This window comes from Aquabacterium sp., assembly GCF_036279675.1.
Classification (GTDB): domain Bacteria; phylum Pseudomonadota; class Gammaproteobacteria; order Burkholderiales; family Burkholderiaceae_C; genus Aquabacterium.
This window is the reverse complement of sequence record NZ_DASUIS010000097.1, coordinates 1-16,074: the sequence shown is the minus strand read 5'-3', so window position 1 is coordinate 16,074 and position 16,074 is coordinate 1. Positions and strand designations below refer to the sequence as shown.

Genomic DNA, 16,074 nt, shown 5'->3' with positions numbered 1-16,074 from the left:
TCTGGCCGGATTCCCCTGACTTGCAGGTAGAAATCAGTTCGTCTTTTCGGCCGCATTTCTTGACTGTTGAGTGATTTATGCGTCCGTTGCCCGGCTCAGGCATCCCGTCCGCCACGCCAGATGTGATCTATTGCCCACCGCCGGACGAGGGGCTGGATGTGATTTATCACGATGACGCCATGGTGGTGGTCAACAAGCCCTCGGGCCTGTTGTCGGTGCCGGGGCGAGGCGAGGGCCGGGAGGACTGCATGGCCAGCCGCGTCGCGCAGGTTTTTGCCGATGCCTTGATCGTCCACCGGCTGGACATGGCCACGTCGGGCCTGCTGGTGCTGGGGCGCGGGGAGGCGATGCAGCGCCGTTTGAGCGTGCTGTTCCAGGATCGGCAGGTCGGCAAGCGCTATGTGGCGCTGGTGCACGGCTTGCTGGATGCTGATGCGGGTGAGGTGAACCTGCCACTCATCACCGACTGGCCCAACCGGCCCCGCCAGATGGTGTGCCACGAGCGCGGCAAGCCTTCCCTGACACGGTTTGCAGTGATATCGCGTGACGCCAAGATGGGGCAGACACGCGTGGCGCTGGAGCCCGTGACCGGTCGCTCCCACCAGTTGCGTGTGCACATGCTGGCCAGCGGGCACGCCATCGTGGGCGACCCCTTGTATGGCGATGACGCACTGCAGTCGGCCTGGCCCAGGTTGATGCTGCACGCCAGCCAGATCGCCTTGCCGCATCCCGTGACAGGGGCGGCCATCGAGCTGGTCAGCCCGGTGCCGTTCTGACCCGGCAGTGACAGGCGTTCAGGGCGCCTTGCGGCCTGTGATCATGGCGCGCAGCAGGTTTTCCTTCTGCAACCGGCTCATGATCAGGACGCCGGCCCAGTGAACCAGGACAGAGCCTTGCAGCACCCAGGCGATGGCTTCGTGGGTCTCGATCAGCCAGTCTTCGCCCCAGTAGGCATCGAGCTGGGTCATCCAGCCTGACACACCCAGGGCGAGCACGAGCAGCCACAGCAGCCATGCCATGAGCATGCCTGCAGGGTTGTGCCCCAGACTGCGATGTACCCGTCCAGTGCGCAGCTCGCGCAGATGCTGCATCAGCAGCGAGGGTGCAGGCAGACCGACATGGGCGAAGTCACCCCGCGATCTGCTCAAACCGTAGGCCAGGCGCAGCGCCACCGTCAGCGCCGCGACATAGCCGGCATAACGGTGCATGGGCCCGGTCTCATTGAACAGGTTGAACAGCACGAGCCCGGCCAGCAGCCAGTGGCTGAGCCTCACAGCCGCAGTCCAGACCAGCATCACTTCTCGATTTCAGCCTTGACGATGTCCAGCGTCTTGGTATCGAAATAGATCTCGACCTTCTTGCCGTCCTTGTTCCAGCCGTAGATCTCGTAACACTGGCCGTCAACCTTGAACTTGCGGATTTTGTAGCCATCGGCTTCCAGCTTGGCCTTGGCATCGCCTTCTTTCATCCATTCGGCCTTGGGGTGGGTTTCGCACTTGGCACCGGCTTGGGCGGCCAGGGGAAGGGCCAGTGCAGCGATCGACAACAGGGCGGCGGTAACTTTCATGAGGTTTCTCCAGGAATGATTCGCATTCAGGTTTCCATTCTGGCACGTTGTGCCACCCGAACCCAGCGCGAAATGACCTGGTACATCTGATTCACATCAAGTGGTTTGGGAATATGGTCGTTCATGCCGACTGCCAAGGCGCGATCCCGGTCGCTGACCAGGGCGCTGGCGGTCATGGCAATGATGGGCAGGTGGCGCCATTTGTCGTTGGCCCGGATGCGCTGGGTGGCGGTGTAGCCATCCATGCGAGGCATCTGGCAGTCCATGAGCACACAGTCGAACGACGGCTCGTCCTGGAGTTTCTGCAAGGCCTGGGCGCCATCGTCCGCGATGGCCACCTCGGCACCGGCACGTTGCAGCAACTCCTTCGCGAGCTCCTGATTCAAGGGCTGGTCCTCGACCAGCAGCACACGCACGCCTTTGAGATCGGGGGTACGGATGGGCGAGGGGGCCGGTGCCGTTGGGCTGGCCACCACCTGCAACCCGGCGCCCTGCGTCAAGGCGCGAGTCAGGCTGTCAAACAGGGTGGAGGGGGTCACAGGTTTGGTCAGAACGTCCGCCAGGGGGATGTCTCTGGCGGCCTTCAGGGCGTCGGCCTTGCTGAAAGCCGTGACCAGCAGGATGCAGGGGTTGGCATGCGGGAAGCGAGCCTGTGCGAGCTCGTGGACATGCCTTGCGCAGGTGACGCCGTCCATGCCTGGCATCTTCCAGTCCAGCAGGATCCAGTCGTATGGGTGTGATGCCTGCTGCACTTGCGCCAGCGCCTCGTCGCCACTGCTGGCGAAGTCCACCTTCAGCCCGAGCTTGCTGGTCATCTGGCCCAGAACCTGGCGCGCATCGGCGTTGTCATCCACCAGCAGGACTCGTTTGCCCTTCCAGTCGTCGGAGAGCAGGGCCATGGGGGCCTGGTGCTCCGGCAGGCGCATGCGCACGGTGAAATGGAACGTGGATCCTGCGTTGAGCTGGCTGTCCACCCACATGCGGCCATCCATGCGTTCGGCCAGTTGCCGGGAGATGGTGAGGCCCAGACCGGTGCCGCCGAAGCGCCGCGTGGTGGAGGCATCGACCTGGCTGAAAGCCTGAAACAGCTTGGTTTGTTGGTCAGGGCTCATGCCCATGCCGGTATCGCGCACCCAGCCATGCAGGACCACGTCCTGGCCATGGCGGTGCTGCACTTCCAGCCCGATGGTGACGCTGCCCTGATCGGTGAACTTGATGGCGTTGGACCCCAGGTTGACCAGGATCTGCCGCAGGCGGGTCGGGTCGCCCATCAGGTGGGCGGGCAGGTCAGGCGGGGCGGTGAACAGCAGCTCCAGGCCTTTACGTTCTGCAGGCAGGCCCAGCACATCGGTGACCTGGTCGAGCACCTCCTGCAAACTGAAGTCAATGCACTCCAGCTCCAGGTGGCCGGCCTCGATCTTGGACATGTCCAGCACGTCATTGATGATCTGCAGCAGGTTGTTGGCGGCCTGGTGGGCCTTGATCACGTAGTGGCGCAGTTTGTCGGGTGGTGCATCGTCCAGCGCCAGATGCGTCATGCCGATGATGGCGTTCATGGGCGTGCGGATCTCGTGGCTCATGTTGGCCAGAAAAGCCGATTTGGCACGGGTGGTCTCTTGCGCGGCCTTGCTGGCGGCGCGCAGGGCTTCCTCGGTCTGTTTGCGCGCCGAGACGTCATCCACGATGGCGAAGTACAGATCCTTGTCTTCGTGCGCCAGCGACAGCAGCATGACTTCAGCCTGGAAGGTGCTGCCATCCAGGCGCGTCAACTGCCAATCAATGCGTCCGGGCTGATTGCCTTCGCGGTAGCTGTCCAGCAGTTGTTCGGCCAGTTCTCGGCTGGACTCGCCATTGGGCTGTCGGGGCAGTGACAGGGGCGGCATCCAGGGGCGCAGGCCAGCCAGCTGGTCAAAGCTTTGCGCGCCAAACAAGGTCAGCGTGGCCGGGTTGCAGCGCAGGATGCCTTCCTGCCTGTGGAAGAACAGGAAGGCTGACGACGCATGCGCAAAAACGGCTTCAAAACGCAGTTCGGCCTGCCGGCGGGCCGTGACGTCCAGCCAGTAGCCATCGTAGATCTGCTCGCCGCTCTCGGTGGTGGCCATCGTGCTGTTGACGCTGATCCAGTGCTTGTGCCTGGCCTCATCCATGGCGAACTCGGTGGGCTCGGTAGGCGGTCGAGATTGAGCCTGGGCGCCAGGGCCCCACATCCTGGCAGGATCCGCCATGAGCGAGGTTTCGTCCATGCCGAACAACTGGCGCACGCCGGGCCCGATGTAGGCAAACTTGCCTCGCCCTTCGGGTGAGACCCGGTAGCGAAAGAGCGTGAGCGGCAGGCCACGTGTCATCTCAACGGTTTCTCGTCTGACCTGCTCGACCGCTTCGGCGCGCTCCATGCGCCTGAAGTAGGCCCAGATGACCAGCCAGCCGCATGCCATGGTGGCGGCGGTGGCCAGTGTGGTGGATGCCTGGATGCTGTTTTCGGCTGACAGGGGTGTCAGGACCCAGACGGTGTAGGGGTAGCCCTTGAGCTGGCTGCTCATGCTCAGGTAGCGATCTCGACCGATGGTGATGCCAGCCAGTCGCTGTTTGTCGACGTCGATGGCGACAGGCTTCCAGTTCAGTGGCCGAGGCAGGGTGGTGTAGGCGCCCTCCATTTCGGCATTTCGCCCCGCCAGCGAGGGCCCGTTGGGCACTTGTTGCAGCAGGTTGCCGCTTTGATTGCCTCCCACGACGACACCATTGCTGTCGACGATGTGCAGCAGTCGGCCTGTGGTGTCGGTGAACAACCTGGCCATGGAGGCGGGGTCGGTCTTGAGGATCAGCACGCCAAGGGCACGCGGGCCATCGTTGATGCGCGCCGAGAAGTTGAAGCCCGGTTTGTGGCTGACGCGCCCCATGACGAACTGAAAACCGGCACCCGTCTCCATGGCACCGGTGAAGTAGTCTCGGATGCGGAAGTTGTGGCCGATGGTGGAGTAGAGCTTGTCCTCGTAGCTGCTGTCGGCGACCGAGGTGGCATAGGCATTTTGCAGATAGGCCTGTCGGATCTGAAAGTCCTTGACGATGCCTTTGAGTTGCTCGCTCATCTGGCGCACGTCGGGTCTGGCGCTCAAGGCTGTGCGCAATTGGGCCGGGTCGGGCGATCGCGTGTTGGCTCTTTCAGGCGCAATGTCCTGGCGCAGGAAGGCCACGAAAGACGACTCCCTGGCGAGTACCTGCCCGAGCGCGGCCAGCGACCGGAAGTGGTTCTCGAGGTTGTCCTGCAGGCTGCTCAGGCGCACGTTGCCACTGACGAACACGTCGTGTCGATAGTTCTGCACTCGGTATTGCGCAACCCACAGCCCGGCCAGCAAGACGGCCAACGTCCATGCGAGGGCCGCCCACGTCAGCTTGCGGCGCAGGCTGCGCATGTTGGGCGGCGCTGGCGGGCATTCCTGATCCATCGAGGTCTCCAGCGTATCTGCGAGCCCTTGTTGCGACGGTACTGCCAGGCTCCAGCACCCCATTGCGGTGGTGCACCTGGTTTTCTATCAGAGGGGGGCAGTCGGGGCAACGACGATTGCCCGACCTCGTGATGTTTCCGTGCGTTCTGGCGTGGATTGACCACAAATCCCGCAAGCCTGCCTTTGGAGGGCAGGGCTGTCCGAAATTACTGGCCGTTTGCTCATGGCAGAATCATCGTTTTTCGTCAGAGACTCGATGCCATGACTGCAGTTGTCATCAGCGGTACTGGGCTGTACCAGCCGCCTTTCACGATCACCAACGCCGAGTTGGTCGAATCGTTCAACGCCTACGTTGATCAGTTCAATGCCGAGCACGCTGCCGAGATCGAAGCGGGCACCCTGGCGGCTTTGTCGCACTCCAGCGTCGAGTTCATTGAAAAGGCGTCTGGCATCAAGCAACGCTACGTGATGGAAAAGACGGGCATCCTGGATCCCAAGCGCATGTACCCGCGCTTCCAGGAGCGCTCGGACGAGCAGTTGTCGATGCTGGCCGAAATCGGTGTGGAAGCCGCCAAAAAGGCCCTGGCCGCAGCCGGCAAGACGGGCGCGGACGTGGATGCCGTGATCTGCTCGTGCTCCAACCTGCAGCGTGCCTACCCCGCCATCGCCATCGAGATCCAGAACGCCATTGGCGCCAAGGGCTTTGGCTATGACATGAACGTGGCCTGCTCGGCTGCCACCTTCGGTCTGGAGCAGGCTGTCAATGCCATCCGCGCGGGTTCGGCCAGTTGCGTGCTGGTGATCAACCCCGAAATCACATCCGGCCACCAGGAGTGGAAGGACCGCGACTGCCACTTCATCTTCGGTGACGTCGCCACGGCCACGGTGGTGGAGCGCGCGGACACGGCCACATCGGCTGAACAATGGGAAGTGCTGGGTACCAAGCTGGCCACCCAGTTCTCCAACAACATCCGCAACAACTTCGGCTACCTCAACCGCAGCGAAGATTCGGATCCCAAGGCCCGCGACAAGACTTTCCGCCAGGAAGGCCGCAAGGTGTTCAAGGAAGTGGTGCCCATCGCTGCCGCGCACATCGAATCGCAACTGGCGGCCCTGGGCCTGGAGCCCACCGCGGCACGCCGGTTCTGGCTGCACCAGGCCAACCTGGCCATGAACCAGTTCATCGTCAAGAAGCTGATCGGCGCTGAAGTCACGCCCGAAATCGCGCCCTTGATCCTGGACGAATTCGCCAACACCTCGTCTGCCGGGTCCATCATCGCTTTCCACAAATACCGCGCCGATCTGGCCAAGGGTGATGTGGGCGTGATCTGCTCTTTCGGCGCCGGTTATTCGGTGGGCAGTGTGGTGGTGCGCAAGCGCTGAGCCCGACCCCCATCGGACGGAGGCCGTGCCCGGCTTAGTGGGGGCACAATCTCCGCATCCCGACCACGGCCCGCCGGGTAGCCCCGCGGGCCGTTTCCATTTCTGGCGCTACCCGCGCCTTCATGTTCAGCCATGAGCACAGACTTCACCTTCTACTGGCACGACTACGAAACCTTCGGCAAGGTGGCCCGGCGTGATCGCCCCTCCCAGTTTGCCGGCGTGCGCACGGATGCCGATCTCAATGAGATCGGCGAGCCGCTCATGCAGTACTGCCAGCCCGCGCCGGATTACCTGCCGGACCCCGAGGCCTGTCTGCTCACGGGCATCTTGCCGCAGACCTGCCTGGAGCGCGGCGTGCCCGAGCATCGATTCGCCGATGCCATCGAGCGTGAACTGGGCAAGCCCAATACGGTGGGCGTGGGCTACAACACCATCCGCTTTGACGATGAGGTGACGCGCCACCTGTTCTGGCGCAACCTGATCGACCCGTATGGCCGCGAATGGCAGAACGGCTGTGGCCGCTGGGACTTGCTCGATGTGGTCCGTTGCACCTGGGCGCTTCGCCCTGAAGGCATCAACTGGCCGCAGCACGAAGATGGCCGCCCCTCCTTCAAGCTGGAGCACCTGACGGCCGCCAATGGCCTGAGCCACGAAGCCGCGCACGATGCCTTGTCCGACGTGCGCGCCACCATTGGCCTGGCCCGCCTGATCAAGAACGCGCAGCCCAAGCTGTGGGACTTCTGCCTGAAGCTGCGCAAGAAGGATGCGGTGCTGGCCGAAGCCGGCCTGGACAAGCCTCGCTCGGCCTGGCGCCCCTTCCTGCACATCTCGGGTATGTTCAGCCACGAGCGTGGCTGCATGGCCCTGGTCTATCCCCTGGCCCAGCATCCGAGCAACAAGAACGAGATCCTGGTGTGGGATCTGGCGCATGATCCCGGCGAGCTGTTTGGCATGAGCGCGGCCGATATCCGTTTGCGCATGTTCAGCAAGACGGCCGATCTGCCCGAGGGCGTGACGCGCCTGCCCGTCAAGAGCGTGCACATCAACAAGTCACCCATCGTGATTGGCAACCTCAAGATCCTGAGCCCGGCCTTGATCGCCAAGTGGGGCCTGGATCTGGACAAGGCCGCCGAGCACGCCGAGATGGTGGCCGAGCGCAGCGCCAGCATGGATGGCATCTGGGCCGAGCTGTACGCCCGCGATGACAAGCGCACCCCGGCTGATGTCGATGAAGACCTGTATGGCGGCTTCGTGGGCAATGAAGACCGCCGTGTGCTGCAACGCCTGCGTGGCCTGTCGCCCACCCAACTGGCCGAGCGCACGCCAGGCTTTGTGGACGAACGCCTGGAAGAGGTGCTGTTCCGCTACCGTGCCCGCAACTTCCCGGATACCCTGAGCGAAGCCGAGCAGGCACGCTGGCACGAGTTGCGCGTGGCTCGACTGCATGAAGGCGAAGGTGGCGGCTTGTCGCTGGCGGCCTTCTTCGAGCGCATCGATGCCCTGGGCGAGTCATTGAGTGAAGACGACGAGCGTGGCCAGGACATCCTGGGCGCGCTGTACGACTATGCCGAACAGATCGCGCCTTGAGTCGCTTTGGATGAAGATGCCTGATGACGTCTCACCGTAAACCCGCTCACCGCGATGGCGCCAGGCCAGGCGTGGCCACGCTGGTGCCGGTGATCCGCAGTGCACCACCGCACTTGCGCTACCTCACTGGCTATCCGCCGCATCTGCTGCAGCAGGTTCAGCAATTGATCGACGAGGGCAAGCTGGCCGACACGCTGGCGCGCCGTTATCCCGATCGGCACGACGTGAAATCCGACTCGGCCTTGTACGAGTATGTGATGGCGCTCAAGGGCCGCTACATGCGCAATGCCGATCAACTCAGCAAGGTGGCCTTTGACAGCAAGCTCAAGGTCATCACGCATGCCCTGGGCACACACACCGCGGTGTCACGCGTGCAGGGCGGCAAGCTCAAGGCCAAGCGCGAGATCCGGGTGGCCAGTCTGTTTCGTGAGGTGGCGCCCGAGTTCCTGCGCATGATCGTCGTGCACGAACTGGCCCACCTGAAGGAGAAGGACCATGACAAGGCCTTCTACCAGCTGTGCACACACATGGAGCCGAACTACCACCAGTACGAGTTCGATCTGCGCCTGTACCTGGTGGCGCAGGATCTGGCCGCCACAGAAGCCGCCGTACAGACGGCCGGCAAGCGGACCGACGCCGCGCCTTAGAGCCGGGCCCAGTGCGCCTGCAGGCTGGGTGCCACCTTGTCCGCATCGGTGACGACCGACATGTGCCCCAGCCCGGGCAGTGTCTCCAGCCTGGCATGGCTGTTGACCTTGGCCAGGCGACGTGACATGTCGCGTGCAGGCAGCGTGGTGTGCTCGCCGTGGATCAGGGTGAGGGGTGCCTTGACCAGGTAGTCGTCCATGGGCCTGAACAAGGTGCCGATGGCATGCACCTCCTGCGACATCTTCCAGCCCAGCACGCGCATGGGGGCGCGCACCTTGTCGGGCATGGCGGCCCAGGCCCCGGGGCCGTTCCAGTAGTCGATGAAGGCTTCCAGCCAGGCGTCATCCCCCCCGGTTTCGGATGTGGCAAACAGGCTGTCCGGGCCATACATGGCGGTGATGAGCGAGCCCACGTCGTCGTCGAGCTGAGCCTGGATGTGGCGCAGGGTGCCGAACATCACGGGCTCATACAGCCACAAGGACTTGATGGGCAACTGGCCTTCCAGCGTGAGCAGCAGGGCCAGCAAGCCGCCGTAGGAGTGGGCCACGATGTGCAGGCCGGTCGTGTCCGCCGGGATCTGTGCCTTGATGTGCGCCAGATCCATGTCCATGGTGAAGGGCGTGCCGCGCGGCATCAGATCGTTCGGGGCATAGCCTCGGTTGACGGCGGCGATGCTGCGCATGCCCTCGGGTACGGTGGCCATCAGGCGCTTCCACATGAAGGGGCCCATCCCGGTGGAGTGGATGAACAAGGCAGTGTCGGAACTGGCAAGGGGCATGAAATCGTCTCCGTCATTTACTTGCATAAAGCAAGTAGTTGGGGCAGTATAGGCAGGAAGTTGCCAGCCTGCAACCGAGCTGAATGGATCTTTCGCCGACATTGACTGGAGTCCCCATGCGTCGCACCTCGTTCGCCGACATGAGCTGTTCCATTGCCCGCACGCTGGAGCTGCTGGGCGACTGGTGGACGTTTCTGATCGTGCGCGAGGCGTTTTTCGGCAGCCGCAAGTTTGGCGAGTTCGAGCGGGCGCTGGGCATTGCGCCCAATGTGCTCACGCAGCGCCTGACCAAGCTGGTGGAGGGCGGCATCCTGGTGGTCGAGGCCACCAGCGCGAGTGGCAAGGCCTTGTCCTACCGCCTCAGCCCCAAGGGCCGGGATCTGTTTCCGGTGCTGGTGGCCATGCTGCAGTGGGGCGACAAGCACGCCAGCGCGCCCAAGGGGCCGCCTGTGCGCATCGTGGCGCGCCGCACGGGGCAGGAGATCGCGCCGATGGTCCTGCGTTCGGCCAATGGCGAGCCGCTGGATGTGTCCGAGGTGATGCCGGTGCCCGGGCCGGGGGCTGGCAACGCGGTGCGGCAACGGATGACCGAGATCGCCGAACGGTTCGCGGCTCGGCAGGCCAAGCTGGATTGAGTCAGGCCGGTCTCAAAGCCATAGGGTCGGCTTGTTCACCATCAGGTAGAACACGGCCAGCATGGCGATAAATGCCGGATAGCCCAGCCATTCCCATCTGCGAGCGTAGGTCCAGTACAGCGCAGGTAAGGACTGTTGCCGATCATGCGCCTGCTGGCTCAAGGCCGCCATGCGCAACTGCAGCCACACCACAGGCAACCAGCACAGGCCGGCCAGCACATACAGGCCGATGGCGCTCATCAACCAGGGGGCGTCCAGTGGCCAGCCTGCCAGATGGGCCATCCAGAAGCCGGACAAGGGCTGGATGATGGCCGTGGGGGTGGTGAACCACCAGTCGGCCCGTACCACCAGCTTGCACACCACGGTCTGGGCGGCCTGTGAGCCGCTGCGATTGGCAAAGAACATGTAGAAAGCCGATCCCAGCCCCGTGCCCACCATCAGCACGCTCGACAGGATGTGGATCCACTTGATGAGAAGGTAAGTGTTCATGGTTCGTCCCGTGCCACGATCCACAGCAAGGCGAGGATGGGCAGGTTCTTGCTCAAAGGCCCCAGTGGGTGCAGCCACAAGGCCGGGTCGACCCAGGTGCCGATCAAGGTCATGGTCAGCGTCATGCCCATTGCCGTGAGGTAAACCCAACTGGCAGGGCGCAGCCACATCAGCAGGCCCAGGAGCAGGTCAACGCCAGCGCCACCCCAGATGATCCAAGGATAGAGCGGGGCGGGGATGGCGCTGGCCTGCAGGAGTTGTGCGCTCAAGCCATGCGCTTGCTGCACACTGACCAGGGCCGTCCATATCCATACGGCGATGAGACCGAAGCGGGCCAGTTGCCGATCGACGGGCTTCAGTGCCATGAGCTCTTCACCAGATGCTGGTGTGCGATGGGCCGCCGCCCCAGCAGTTCCGTGAACGCCTGTGGCGGTGCCACATTGTCCTGATCCAGCAGGGACAGGGTGTCCGAGCAGAAGGGCATGGCCGGGATCTGGTCGCCGATGCGGGCGCTCAATGTGGTCATGAAACCGGGCAGGGGCATCACCAGGGCCTTGCCTTTGCCAAGCTGGGCTCGCAGACTGCCGACGAAATCGGCCATGCTCAGGGCTTCGGGGCCCACGCAGCAGACGATGCCCTTCACGGTGGCCGCTTCATTCAGCAGGCGTGTCACGGCCAGGGCCAGGTCGCCCACCGCGACGGGCTGGATCCTTGCCTTGATCATGGCCTGGGGCAACATCAGGGCGGGCAACTGGGCCAGGCCCATGAACAGCTTGCTGCTGTCGCCCTGGGCGCCGAACACGATGCTGGGGCGCAGTACCACCGCATCCAGCTGCCCCTGTGCCGTCAACGTGAGCAGGTGCTGGTCAGTGGCGAGCTTGGTCTGTGCATAGGCCGTGCTGCTGCCTTCGATGCCCAGTGCCGAAACGTGGATCACGCGCCGGATGCCAGCTTGCGCGCAGGCTGTGTACAAGGCCTTGGGCGTGTCGTTGTGCACGGCCTGGATGGGGCGCTTGCGGCTGTCGCGCAGCACACCCACGGCATTGACCACGGCGTCGATGCCTTGCAGTCGCGGCAGCCAGACGGCGGGATCGGTGTCGACATTGAAGTCGACAGGGATGGCCGATGCATCGCCACGATGGGCGGGTGAGCGTGTGGCGATCACCCGATGCCCGGCCGCCATCAGGGCCTTGGTGATGTTGCGGCCGATGAAGCCCGAGGCACCGCACAGCAGGACGTTCATGATTGTCGCTCCTTGTTGGCATCCAGTGTCTGGCGTACTTGTGCCCAGACTTCACGAGAAATCATGGCCACGGTGGTGAACACACCTGCGAAGACCAGCCAGAGCGCGCGTCGAAGGGTGTCAACCGTGCTGCTGCCTTCTCGGAACTCGCCGAAAGTCAGCATCAGAAGCAGGGTGCCACAAACGGCCAGCAAGTAGGCGCTGCGCACCCAGAACTCGGCGCCGCCTTCGGCATTGCACAGTGATTGCAGCACCTTGATCAGGATGGGCTTGAGGTAGCTGATGGCCAGCAGCGGGCCAACGATGGCGATCAGCAACGAAACCAGGAAGAGGCTTGTGTTCATGATGGACTCCTGTGTGCTTGATGGTGAGGCGCTCAGAGCTGGCAGGTCTTGTCGGTGCAGCGGGCGCGTTGCGCAGCCTGCTCGGCCGCGCGCCTGACCACGCCTTCAAATACGCTGGTGACGAGGCCGCGTGGGATGCGGTAGCGGTTGCGTGCCAGTACCGGGTAGGCCTTGTCTGCCAGCCACCCCAGCACGGGCCACGAAGTGGGGGCTGTGACCCAGCCGAGGCCGACCGCACCGTAGGCCAGCCTGAACACCTCCACGCCACTGACCACCTCGCCGTTGGCCTTGCGGGCGTGCAGCAGGCTCATCAGGTCTTCTCGCGAGATGCCGGCAAGTGGCGACACAAAGGTGGGTGGCGAGGCGTCAACGAAGGCCAGCAAGCCGTCCACATTGCGCAGCATCAGGTTGCTCATTTCGCCGTTGCACAAAGGGCAGGAGGCGTCGTAGTAGATCGTGAGCGGATAGGTGGCGGTGTTCATGTCGACTCCTTTTGAAATTTCAGTAAAGACAGAAATATCGAGCCAAAAAAGGGGATGGCTCATCCCCGTACGAATTTCTGGATGCTGGCGCCCATGCGCAGCACCTTCTCCAGGGTGTTGGGTGACAGGCGCAGCATCTCGTCAGACCAGGAGCCCAGGGCCTCCATCAGCCTGAGGGTTTCCAGCACCCGATCCTGGGCATCCGGCGCCTCATTGGCGAACTCGGCTTGTTTGACCAGGCCCTGCAGCATGCGGGTGGTCGGGTCGAACTCACGTTCCTTGCGTTCACGCACCACGGTGCGGAACAATTCCCACACGTCCTTGGACGTTTCGAAGTAATCGCGTCGATCCCCCAGCACCTGGGTGGTGTGGACCAATTTCCAGTTGATCAATTCCTTCAGGCTGGTGCTGACGTTGGAGCGGGCCACGCCCAGGGTCTCGGCGATCTCTTCGGCATGCAGGGGCTTGCCGTGAAAGAACAGCAGGGCGTGGATTTGCGACACCGTGCGGTTGACGCCCCAGGCTGAGCCCATTTCGCCCCAGTGCACCACGAATTTGCGAGCAACATCTGTCAGTTCCATGCCTTGCAGTTTATGACGTCTGAAATTTCTGTCAAGACTGAAATTAAAGATGTGCGCAATCTGACCGAAAAGCTCCCGAATGCCGAGTCGTTGCCCTGTGTCGTTGGAGTGTGGCGCCGCAACATGAACAAGTTGATCGAGGATTTCGCCGTTTTGAGCGGCTTGCGGGACCGTGAGGTTCTGGACATGTCGCTGGCGCAACTGGTGCACGATCTGGTGCGGCCTCAGAACGTGGTGATCCATCGCAGGGTGGGCGAAGGCGTCGATGTTCGCTGGCTGACCACGGCCAGTTGCTGCGCGGGTCGCGACCAGGAACTCGTGGATACCTCCAGCGTGCCTTTCGAGAGCCTGCCTGGCCTGGCCAGCCTGCCGTTTCACGCCCGCTGCCTCCACACCGGCGAAATGCTGGAGCTGCCTGATCCCTTGCCGACCTGTCTGTATCCCTTGAGTGCCGGCCGCGAGGTGATGGGCGTGCTGGAGGTGGCCGCCCTGCAGCCTTTCACGGCCGAGCAGCACCGCGTGCTGGCCAGCATGTCGCGCTTCTACCGCAATCTGCGCGGCCTGCTGGAAGAAAACGAATGTGATGCGCTGACCGGCTTGCGCAATCGCAAGACCTTTGACGAGGCCTTTGGCCGTCTGACCTATCAAAGCGCGCAGTTGTCGCTGCCTACAGGGGATGAACGGCGCGATGCACAAGCCGAGACCTTCGGTTGGCTGGCCGTGATTGACATCGATCACTTCAAGCGTGTGAATGACAACTTCGGGCACCTGATCGGTGACGAGGTCCTGCTGCTGATGGCGCGCCTGATGCGCGAGACCTTCCGGTTCAATGACCTGATCTACCGCTTCGGTGGCGAGGAGTTTGTCGTGCTCCTGCGCTCAGCCAGTGAGCATGATGCAGTGGGCGCTTTCGAGCGTTTGCGGCATCTGGTGGCGGGCTATCACTTTCCGCAGATCGAGCGCATCACCGTGAGCGTTGGCTTCACGCGTGTCTGCGAAGACGACACGCCGACCGATGCCTTCGACCGCGCGGACCAGGCCGTGTACTGGGTCAAGCAAAACGGGCGCAACCAGGTGATCTCGCACGACCAGCTCGTGCAGGGTGGGCACGTGGCCAGCAAGGAAGTCAAAGGCGGGATCGACTTCTTCTAGCCGCACCACCCGGTGGCGCTGGCCGGACTCACGGGTGAATGTCTGGAAAGGCCGAGACGTCTGAAGCCGCTGTGGCGGGCTCTGCTGCCGATGCGGCCGAAGCAGCATCAGGCGGCATCGGGATCAGCGAGCGGTCGATGGGCTGATCGTCCAGGCCCAGCGAGGTGATGAATCCGCCATTGGCCCACTCCGCATATCGCCAGTCGTGCTCACTGCGCACAATGCCTTCTTCCGGCGGGCTCAACTCTCGAACAGGTTCGCGTGCCAGGGCCGTGGCCATGAAGTTGATCCAGGTTGGCAGCGCCAATGAGGCACCGGAGCTGTGGCTTCCAAGTGATTGAGGCTTGTCATAACCGACCCATACAACGGCCACCAGATTGGGCTGGAAGCCAGCGAACCAGGCATCGACCACGTCGTTGGTCGTGCCGGTCTTGCCATACAGGTCTGGGCGTTTGAGCTGGCCCTGGGCCCGGGCGGCCGTGCCGCTGCGGGTCACCTCCTGCAACAGCGACGAGATCATGAAGGTGCTGCGCGTCGAGACGGTATGCTGGTTTTCATTCAGCACGGCCTTGGGCGCTTCGAACACCACCTTGCCATCGGCATCGGTGATGCGCTTGATCACCATGGGCGCGACCTTGTAGCCACCATTGGCGATCACGGCGTAGGCGCTGGCCAGTTGCATGGGCGTGGTCGAGCCGGCGCCAAGCGCCAGCGTCAGGTTGTCAGGCTGCTTGCTGACATCAAAACCGTATCGCCCCGTCCACTCGCGCGCGGCCTGCGGGCCCAGCAACTGCACCAGTCGGATGCTGACCAGGTTCTTGGAGCGGGCGAGGGCTTCACGCAAGGTGATGGGGCCGTCGGCGCTGCCATCCGAGTTCTGCGGGGACCAGTCTCCCAGGCCGGTCAAGGGCGCATCGTTGACGATGGTCTCCGGCATCACGCCGTTTTCCATGGCCGCGGCATACAGGAAGGGCTTGAAGCTGGAGCCCGGCTGGCGCCAGCCTTGTGTCACGTGATTGAACTGGTTGGAGCGGAAGTCGAACCCGCCCACCAGCGCATGCACTTCGCCGTCACGCGGGTTGAGCGCGACCAGCGCGCTTTCGGCTTCAGGCCACTGCGTGATGGTCCAGTCCTTGCCCTGCTGAAGCAGGCGCACCACGGAGCCGCGCTGGATCTTGAGTTTGGCACTGGCTTTGGCTGCCAGACCAGGCTGCACCTGGCGCAGGCCCTTGCCCGTGACCGTCACCACATCGCCGGAGGCCAGTACGGCCACGACCTTTTTGGGGCCAGCCTCCGTGACGATGGCGACCCGCAAGGTTTCGTCATCGTTGTAGTCCACGAGGGCCTGGGACACGAGCGGGTCGGTGTCGTCGAGGTTGTCGTCCAGCTCTTCATGGTCTTCGGGGCCACGCCAGGCCATCTGCAATTCCCGGTCGATCAGGGTCTTGCGCACGGCCTTGTAGGCGGCTTGCTGTTCGTTGGCGCGCAGGGTGGTGACCACCTTCATGCCGGTGCTGTAGGCCTCTTCGCCGTAGCGGGCATAGACCTGTGCGCGGGCCATCTCGGCCACGTATTCGGCGTGGACTTCCATGTCGCCGGGGGCGCGCACGCTCAGTTTCTCGGCCTTGGCCGATTCGTATTGCGCATCGTCGATCACGCCCTGGCCATGCATGCGCATCAGCACGACCAACTGACGGTTGCGGGCGCGCTCGGGGCTGCGTATCGGATTGGCGTTGGCCGGG

Annotated in this window: 17 protein-coding genes; 6 read left to right on the top strand and 11 right to left on the bottom strand. The window is 63.4% G+C overall.

All coding sequences use genetic code 11. The features are described from left to right. The first annotated feature begins 77 nt into the window (after positions 1 to 77). Positions 78 to 776, top strand: coding sequence for an RluA family pseudouridine synthase (locus tag VFW93_RS11880; protein WP_329694202.1), 699 nt, complete (start codon positions 78 to 80; stop codon positions 774 to 776). Positions 777 to 794: 18 nt separating this feature from the next. Here VFW93_RS11880 and VFW93_RS11875 read toward each other — a convergent pair whose 3' ends face one another. From VFW93_RS11875 to VFW93_RS11865, 3 genes are read right to left on the bottom strand one after another with little or no spacing between them, the layout of a single operon-like run. Beyond that, positions 795 to 1,295, bottom strand: a complete 501-nt coding sequence (locus VFW93_RS11875) for a cytochrome b/b6 domain-containing protein (RefSeq protein ID WP_329694201.1) — start codon at positions 1,293 to 1,295, stop codon at positions 795 to 797. Continuing rightward, positions 1,295 to 1,567: a PepSY domain-containing protein gene (locus VFW93_RS11870; protein WP_329694200.1), complete on the bottom strand. Its 273-nt coding sequence runs from the start codon at positions 1,565 to 1,567 to the stop codon at positions 1,295 to 1,297. The genes VFW93_RS11875 and VFW93_RS11870 overlap by 1 nt, the downstream gene beginning before the upstream one ends. A gap of 26 nt (positions 1,568 to 1,593) precedes the next feature. After that, complete coding sequence (locus tag VFW93_RS11865; RefSeq protein WP_329694199.1) at positions 1,594 to 5,010, bottom strand: response regulator; 3,417 nt, start codon at positions 5,008 to 5,010, stop codon at positions 1,594 to 1,596. 261 nt (positions 5,011 to 5,271) lie between these two features. Between VFW93_RS11865 and VFW93_RS11860 the strand changes: the two genes are divergently transcribed. The 3 genes from VFW93_RS11860 (at position 5,272) to VFW93_RS11850 (ending at position 8,627) form a co-directional block, all read left to right on the top strand. After that, positions 5,272 to 6,393 (top strand): beta-ketoacyl-ACP synthase III, encoded by a 1,122-nt coding sequence (locus VFW93_RS11860; protein ID WP_329694198.1) that lies wholly within the window; start codon positions 5,272 to 5,274, stop codon positions 6,391 to 6,393. 132 nt (positions 6,394 to 6,525) lie between these two features. Continuing rightward, the gene (sbcB, locus tag VFW93_RS11855) at positions 6,526 to 7,980 is read left to right on the top strand and encodes an exodeoxyribonuclease I (protein WP_329694197.1); all 1,455 of its coding nucleotides are present in this window, start codon (positions 6,526 to 6,528) and stop codon (positions 7,978 to 7,980) included. 23 nt (positions 7,981 to 8,003) lie between these two features. Further along, a complete protein-coding gene (locus VFW93_RS11850; RefSeq protein ID WP_329694196.1) occupies positions 8,004 to 8,627 on the top strand; it encodes a M48 family metallopeptidase in 624 nt (207 codons plus the stop codon). Here VFW93_RS11850 and VFW93_RS11845 read toward each other — a convergent pair. Further along, the gene (locus VFW93_RS11845) at positions 8,624 to 9,406 is read right to left on the bottom strand and encodes an alpha/beta hydrolase (RefSeq protein WP_329694195.1); all 783 of its coding nucleotides are present in this window, start codon (positions 9,404 to 9,406) and stop codon (positions 8,624 to 8,626) included. The two genes, VFW93_RS11850 and VFW93_RS11845, sit on opposite strands and share 4 nt — an antisense overlap. A gap of 116 nt (positions 9,407 to 9,522) precedes the next feature. Between VFW93_RS11845 and VFW93_RS11840 the strand changes: the two genes are divergently transcribed. Further along, complete coding sequence (locus tag VFW93_RS11840) at positions 9,523 to 10,041, top strand: helix-turn-helix domain-containing protein (RefSeq protein WP_329694194.1); 519 nt, start codon at positions 9,523 to 9,525, stop codon at positions 10,039 to 10,041. A gap of 12 nt (positions 10,042 to 10,053) precedes the next feature. Here the strand turns inward: VFW93_RS11840 and VFW93_RS11835 are convergent, their stop codons facing one another. From VFW93_RS11835 to VFW93_RS11810, 6 genes are read right to left on the bottom strand one after another with little or no spacing between them, the layout of a single operon-like run. Next, positions 10,054 to 10,530: a DUF2269 domain-containing protein gene (locus tag VFW93_RS11835; protein WP_329694193.1), complete on the bottom strand. Its 477-nt coding sequence runs from the start codon at positions 10,528 to 10,530 to the stop codon at positions 10,054 to 10,056. After that, positions 10,527 to 10,895, bottom strand: a complete 369-nt coding sequence (locus VFW93_RS11830) for a DoxX-like family protein (RefSeq protein WP_329694192.1) — start codon at positions 10,893 to 10,895, stop codon at positions 10,527 to 10,529. Before VFW93_RS11830 ends, VFW93_RS11835 begins: the two co-directional genes overlap by 4 nt. Further along, positions 10,886 to 11,773: an NAD-dependent epimerase/dehydratase family protein gene (locus VFW93_RS11825; RefSeq protein WP_329694191.1), complete on the bottom strand. Its 888-nt coding sequence runs from the start codon at positions 11,771 to 11,773 to the stop codon at positions 10,886 to 10,888. The genes VFW93_RS11830 and VFW93_RS11825 overlap by 10 nt, the downstream gene beginning before the upstream one ends. Further along, positions 11,770 to 12,117, bottom strand: a complete 348-nt coding sequence (locus tag VFW93_RS11820; protein ID WP_329694190.1) for a hypothetical protein — start codon at positions 12,115 to 12,117, stop codon at positions 11,770 to 11,772. Before VFW93_RS11820 ends, VFW93_RS11825 begins: the two co-directional genes overlap by 4 nt. 32 nt (positions 12,118 to 12,149) lie before the next feature. Continuing rightward, complete coding sequence (locus tag VFW93_RS11815) at positions 12,150 to 12,599, bottom strand: DUF393 domain-containing protein (protein WP_329694189.1); 450 nt, start codon at positions 12,597 to 12,599, stop codon at positions 12,150 to 12,152. A 59-nt stretch (positions 12,600 to 12,658) separates the two neighbouring features. After that, positions 12,659 to 13,180, bottom strand: a complete 522-nt coding sequence (locus VFW93_RS11810) for a GbsR/MarR family transcriptional regulator (protein WP_329694188.1) — start codon at positions 13,178 to 13,180, stop codon at positions 12,659 to 12,661. 123 nt (positions 13,181 to 13,303) lie between these two features. On the opposite strand from VFW93_RS11810, the gene VFW93_RS11805 reads away from it, so the two are divergent. Further along, positions 13,304 to 14,332: a GGDEF domain-containing protein gene (locus VFW93_RS11805; RefSeq protein WP_329694187.1), complete on the top strand. Its 1,029-nt coding sequence runs from the start codon at positions 13,304 to 13,306 to the stop codon at positions 14,330 to 14,332. Positions 14,333 to 14,360: 28 nt separating this feature from the next. Here VFW93_RS11805 and VFW93_RS11800 read toward each other — a convergent pair. Then, the coding region (locus tag VFW93_RS11800; RefSeq protein ID WP_329694186.1) for a penicillin-binding protein 1A at positions 14,361 to 16,074 on the bottom strand (1,714 nt) is incomplete at its 5' end.

Bases quoted from the DNA above. Each gene is read 5' to 3' on its own strand.
- VFW93_RS11880 (WP_329694202.1), top strand. From the start codon at position 78: ATGCGTCCGTTGCCCGGCTCAGGCATCCCGTCCGCCACGCCAGATGTG.
- VFW93_RS11875 (WP_329694201.1), bottom strand. From the start codon at position 1,295: ATGCTGGTCTGGACTGCGGCTGTGAGGCTCAGCCACTGGCTGCTGGCC.
- VFW93_RS11870 (WP_329694200.1), bottom strand. From the start codon at position 1,567: ATGAAAGTTACCGCCGCCCTGTTGTCGATCGCTGCACTGGCCCTTCCC.
- VFW93_RS11865 (WP_329694199.1), bottom strand. From the start codon at position 5,010: ATGGATCAGGAATGCCCGCCAGCGCCGCCCAACATGCGCAGCCTGCGC.
- VFW93_RS11860 (WP_329694198.1), top strand. From the start codon at position 5,272: ATGACTGCAGTTGTCATCAGCGGTACTGGGCTGTACCAGCCGCCTTTC.
- sbcB (WP_329694197.1), top strand. From the start codon at position 6,526: ATGAGCACAGACTTCACCTTCTACTGGCACGACTACGAAACCTTCGGC.
- VFW93_RS11850 (WP_329694196.1), top strand. From the start codon at position 8,004: ATGACGTCTCACCGTAAACCCGCTCACCGCGATGGCGCCAGGCCAGGC.
- VFW93_RS11845 (WP_329694195.1), bottom strand. From the start codon at position 9,406: ATGCCCCTTGCCAGTTCCGACACTGCCTTGTTCATCCACTCCACCGGG.
- VFW93_RS11840 (WP_329694194.1), top strand. From the start codon at position 9,523: ATGCGTCGCACCTCGTTCGCCGACATGAGCTGTTCCATTGCCCGCACG.
- VFW93_RS11835 (WP_329694193.1), bottom strand. From the start codon at position 10,530: ATGAACACTTACCTTCTCATCAAGTGGATCCACATCCTGTCGAGCGTG.
- VFW93_RS11830 (WP_329694192.1), bottom strand. From the start codon at position 10,895: ATGGCACTGAAGCCCGTCGATCGGCAACTGGCCCGCTTCGGTCTCATC.
- VFW93_RS11825 (WP_329694191.1), bottom strand. From the start codon at position 11,773: ATGAACGTCCTGCTGTGCGGTGCCTCGGGCTTCATCGGCCGCAACATC.
- VFW93_RS11820 (WP_329694190.1), bottom strand. From the start codon at position 12,117: ATGAACACAAGCCTCTTCCTGGTTTCGTTGCTGATCGCCATCGTTGGC.
- VFW93_RS11815 (WP_329694189.1), bottom strand. From the start codon at position 12,599: ATGAACACCGCCACCTATCCGCTCACGATCTACTACGACGCCTCCTGC.
- VFW93_RS11810 (WP_329694188.1), bottom strand. From the start codon at position 13,180: ATGGAACTGACAGATGTTGCTCGCAAATTCGTGGTGCACTGGGGCGAA.
- VFW93_RS11805 (WP_329694187.1), top strand. From the start codon at position 13,304: ATGAACAAGTTGATCGAGGATTTCGCCGTTTTGAGCGGCTTGCGGGAC.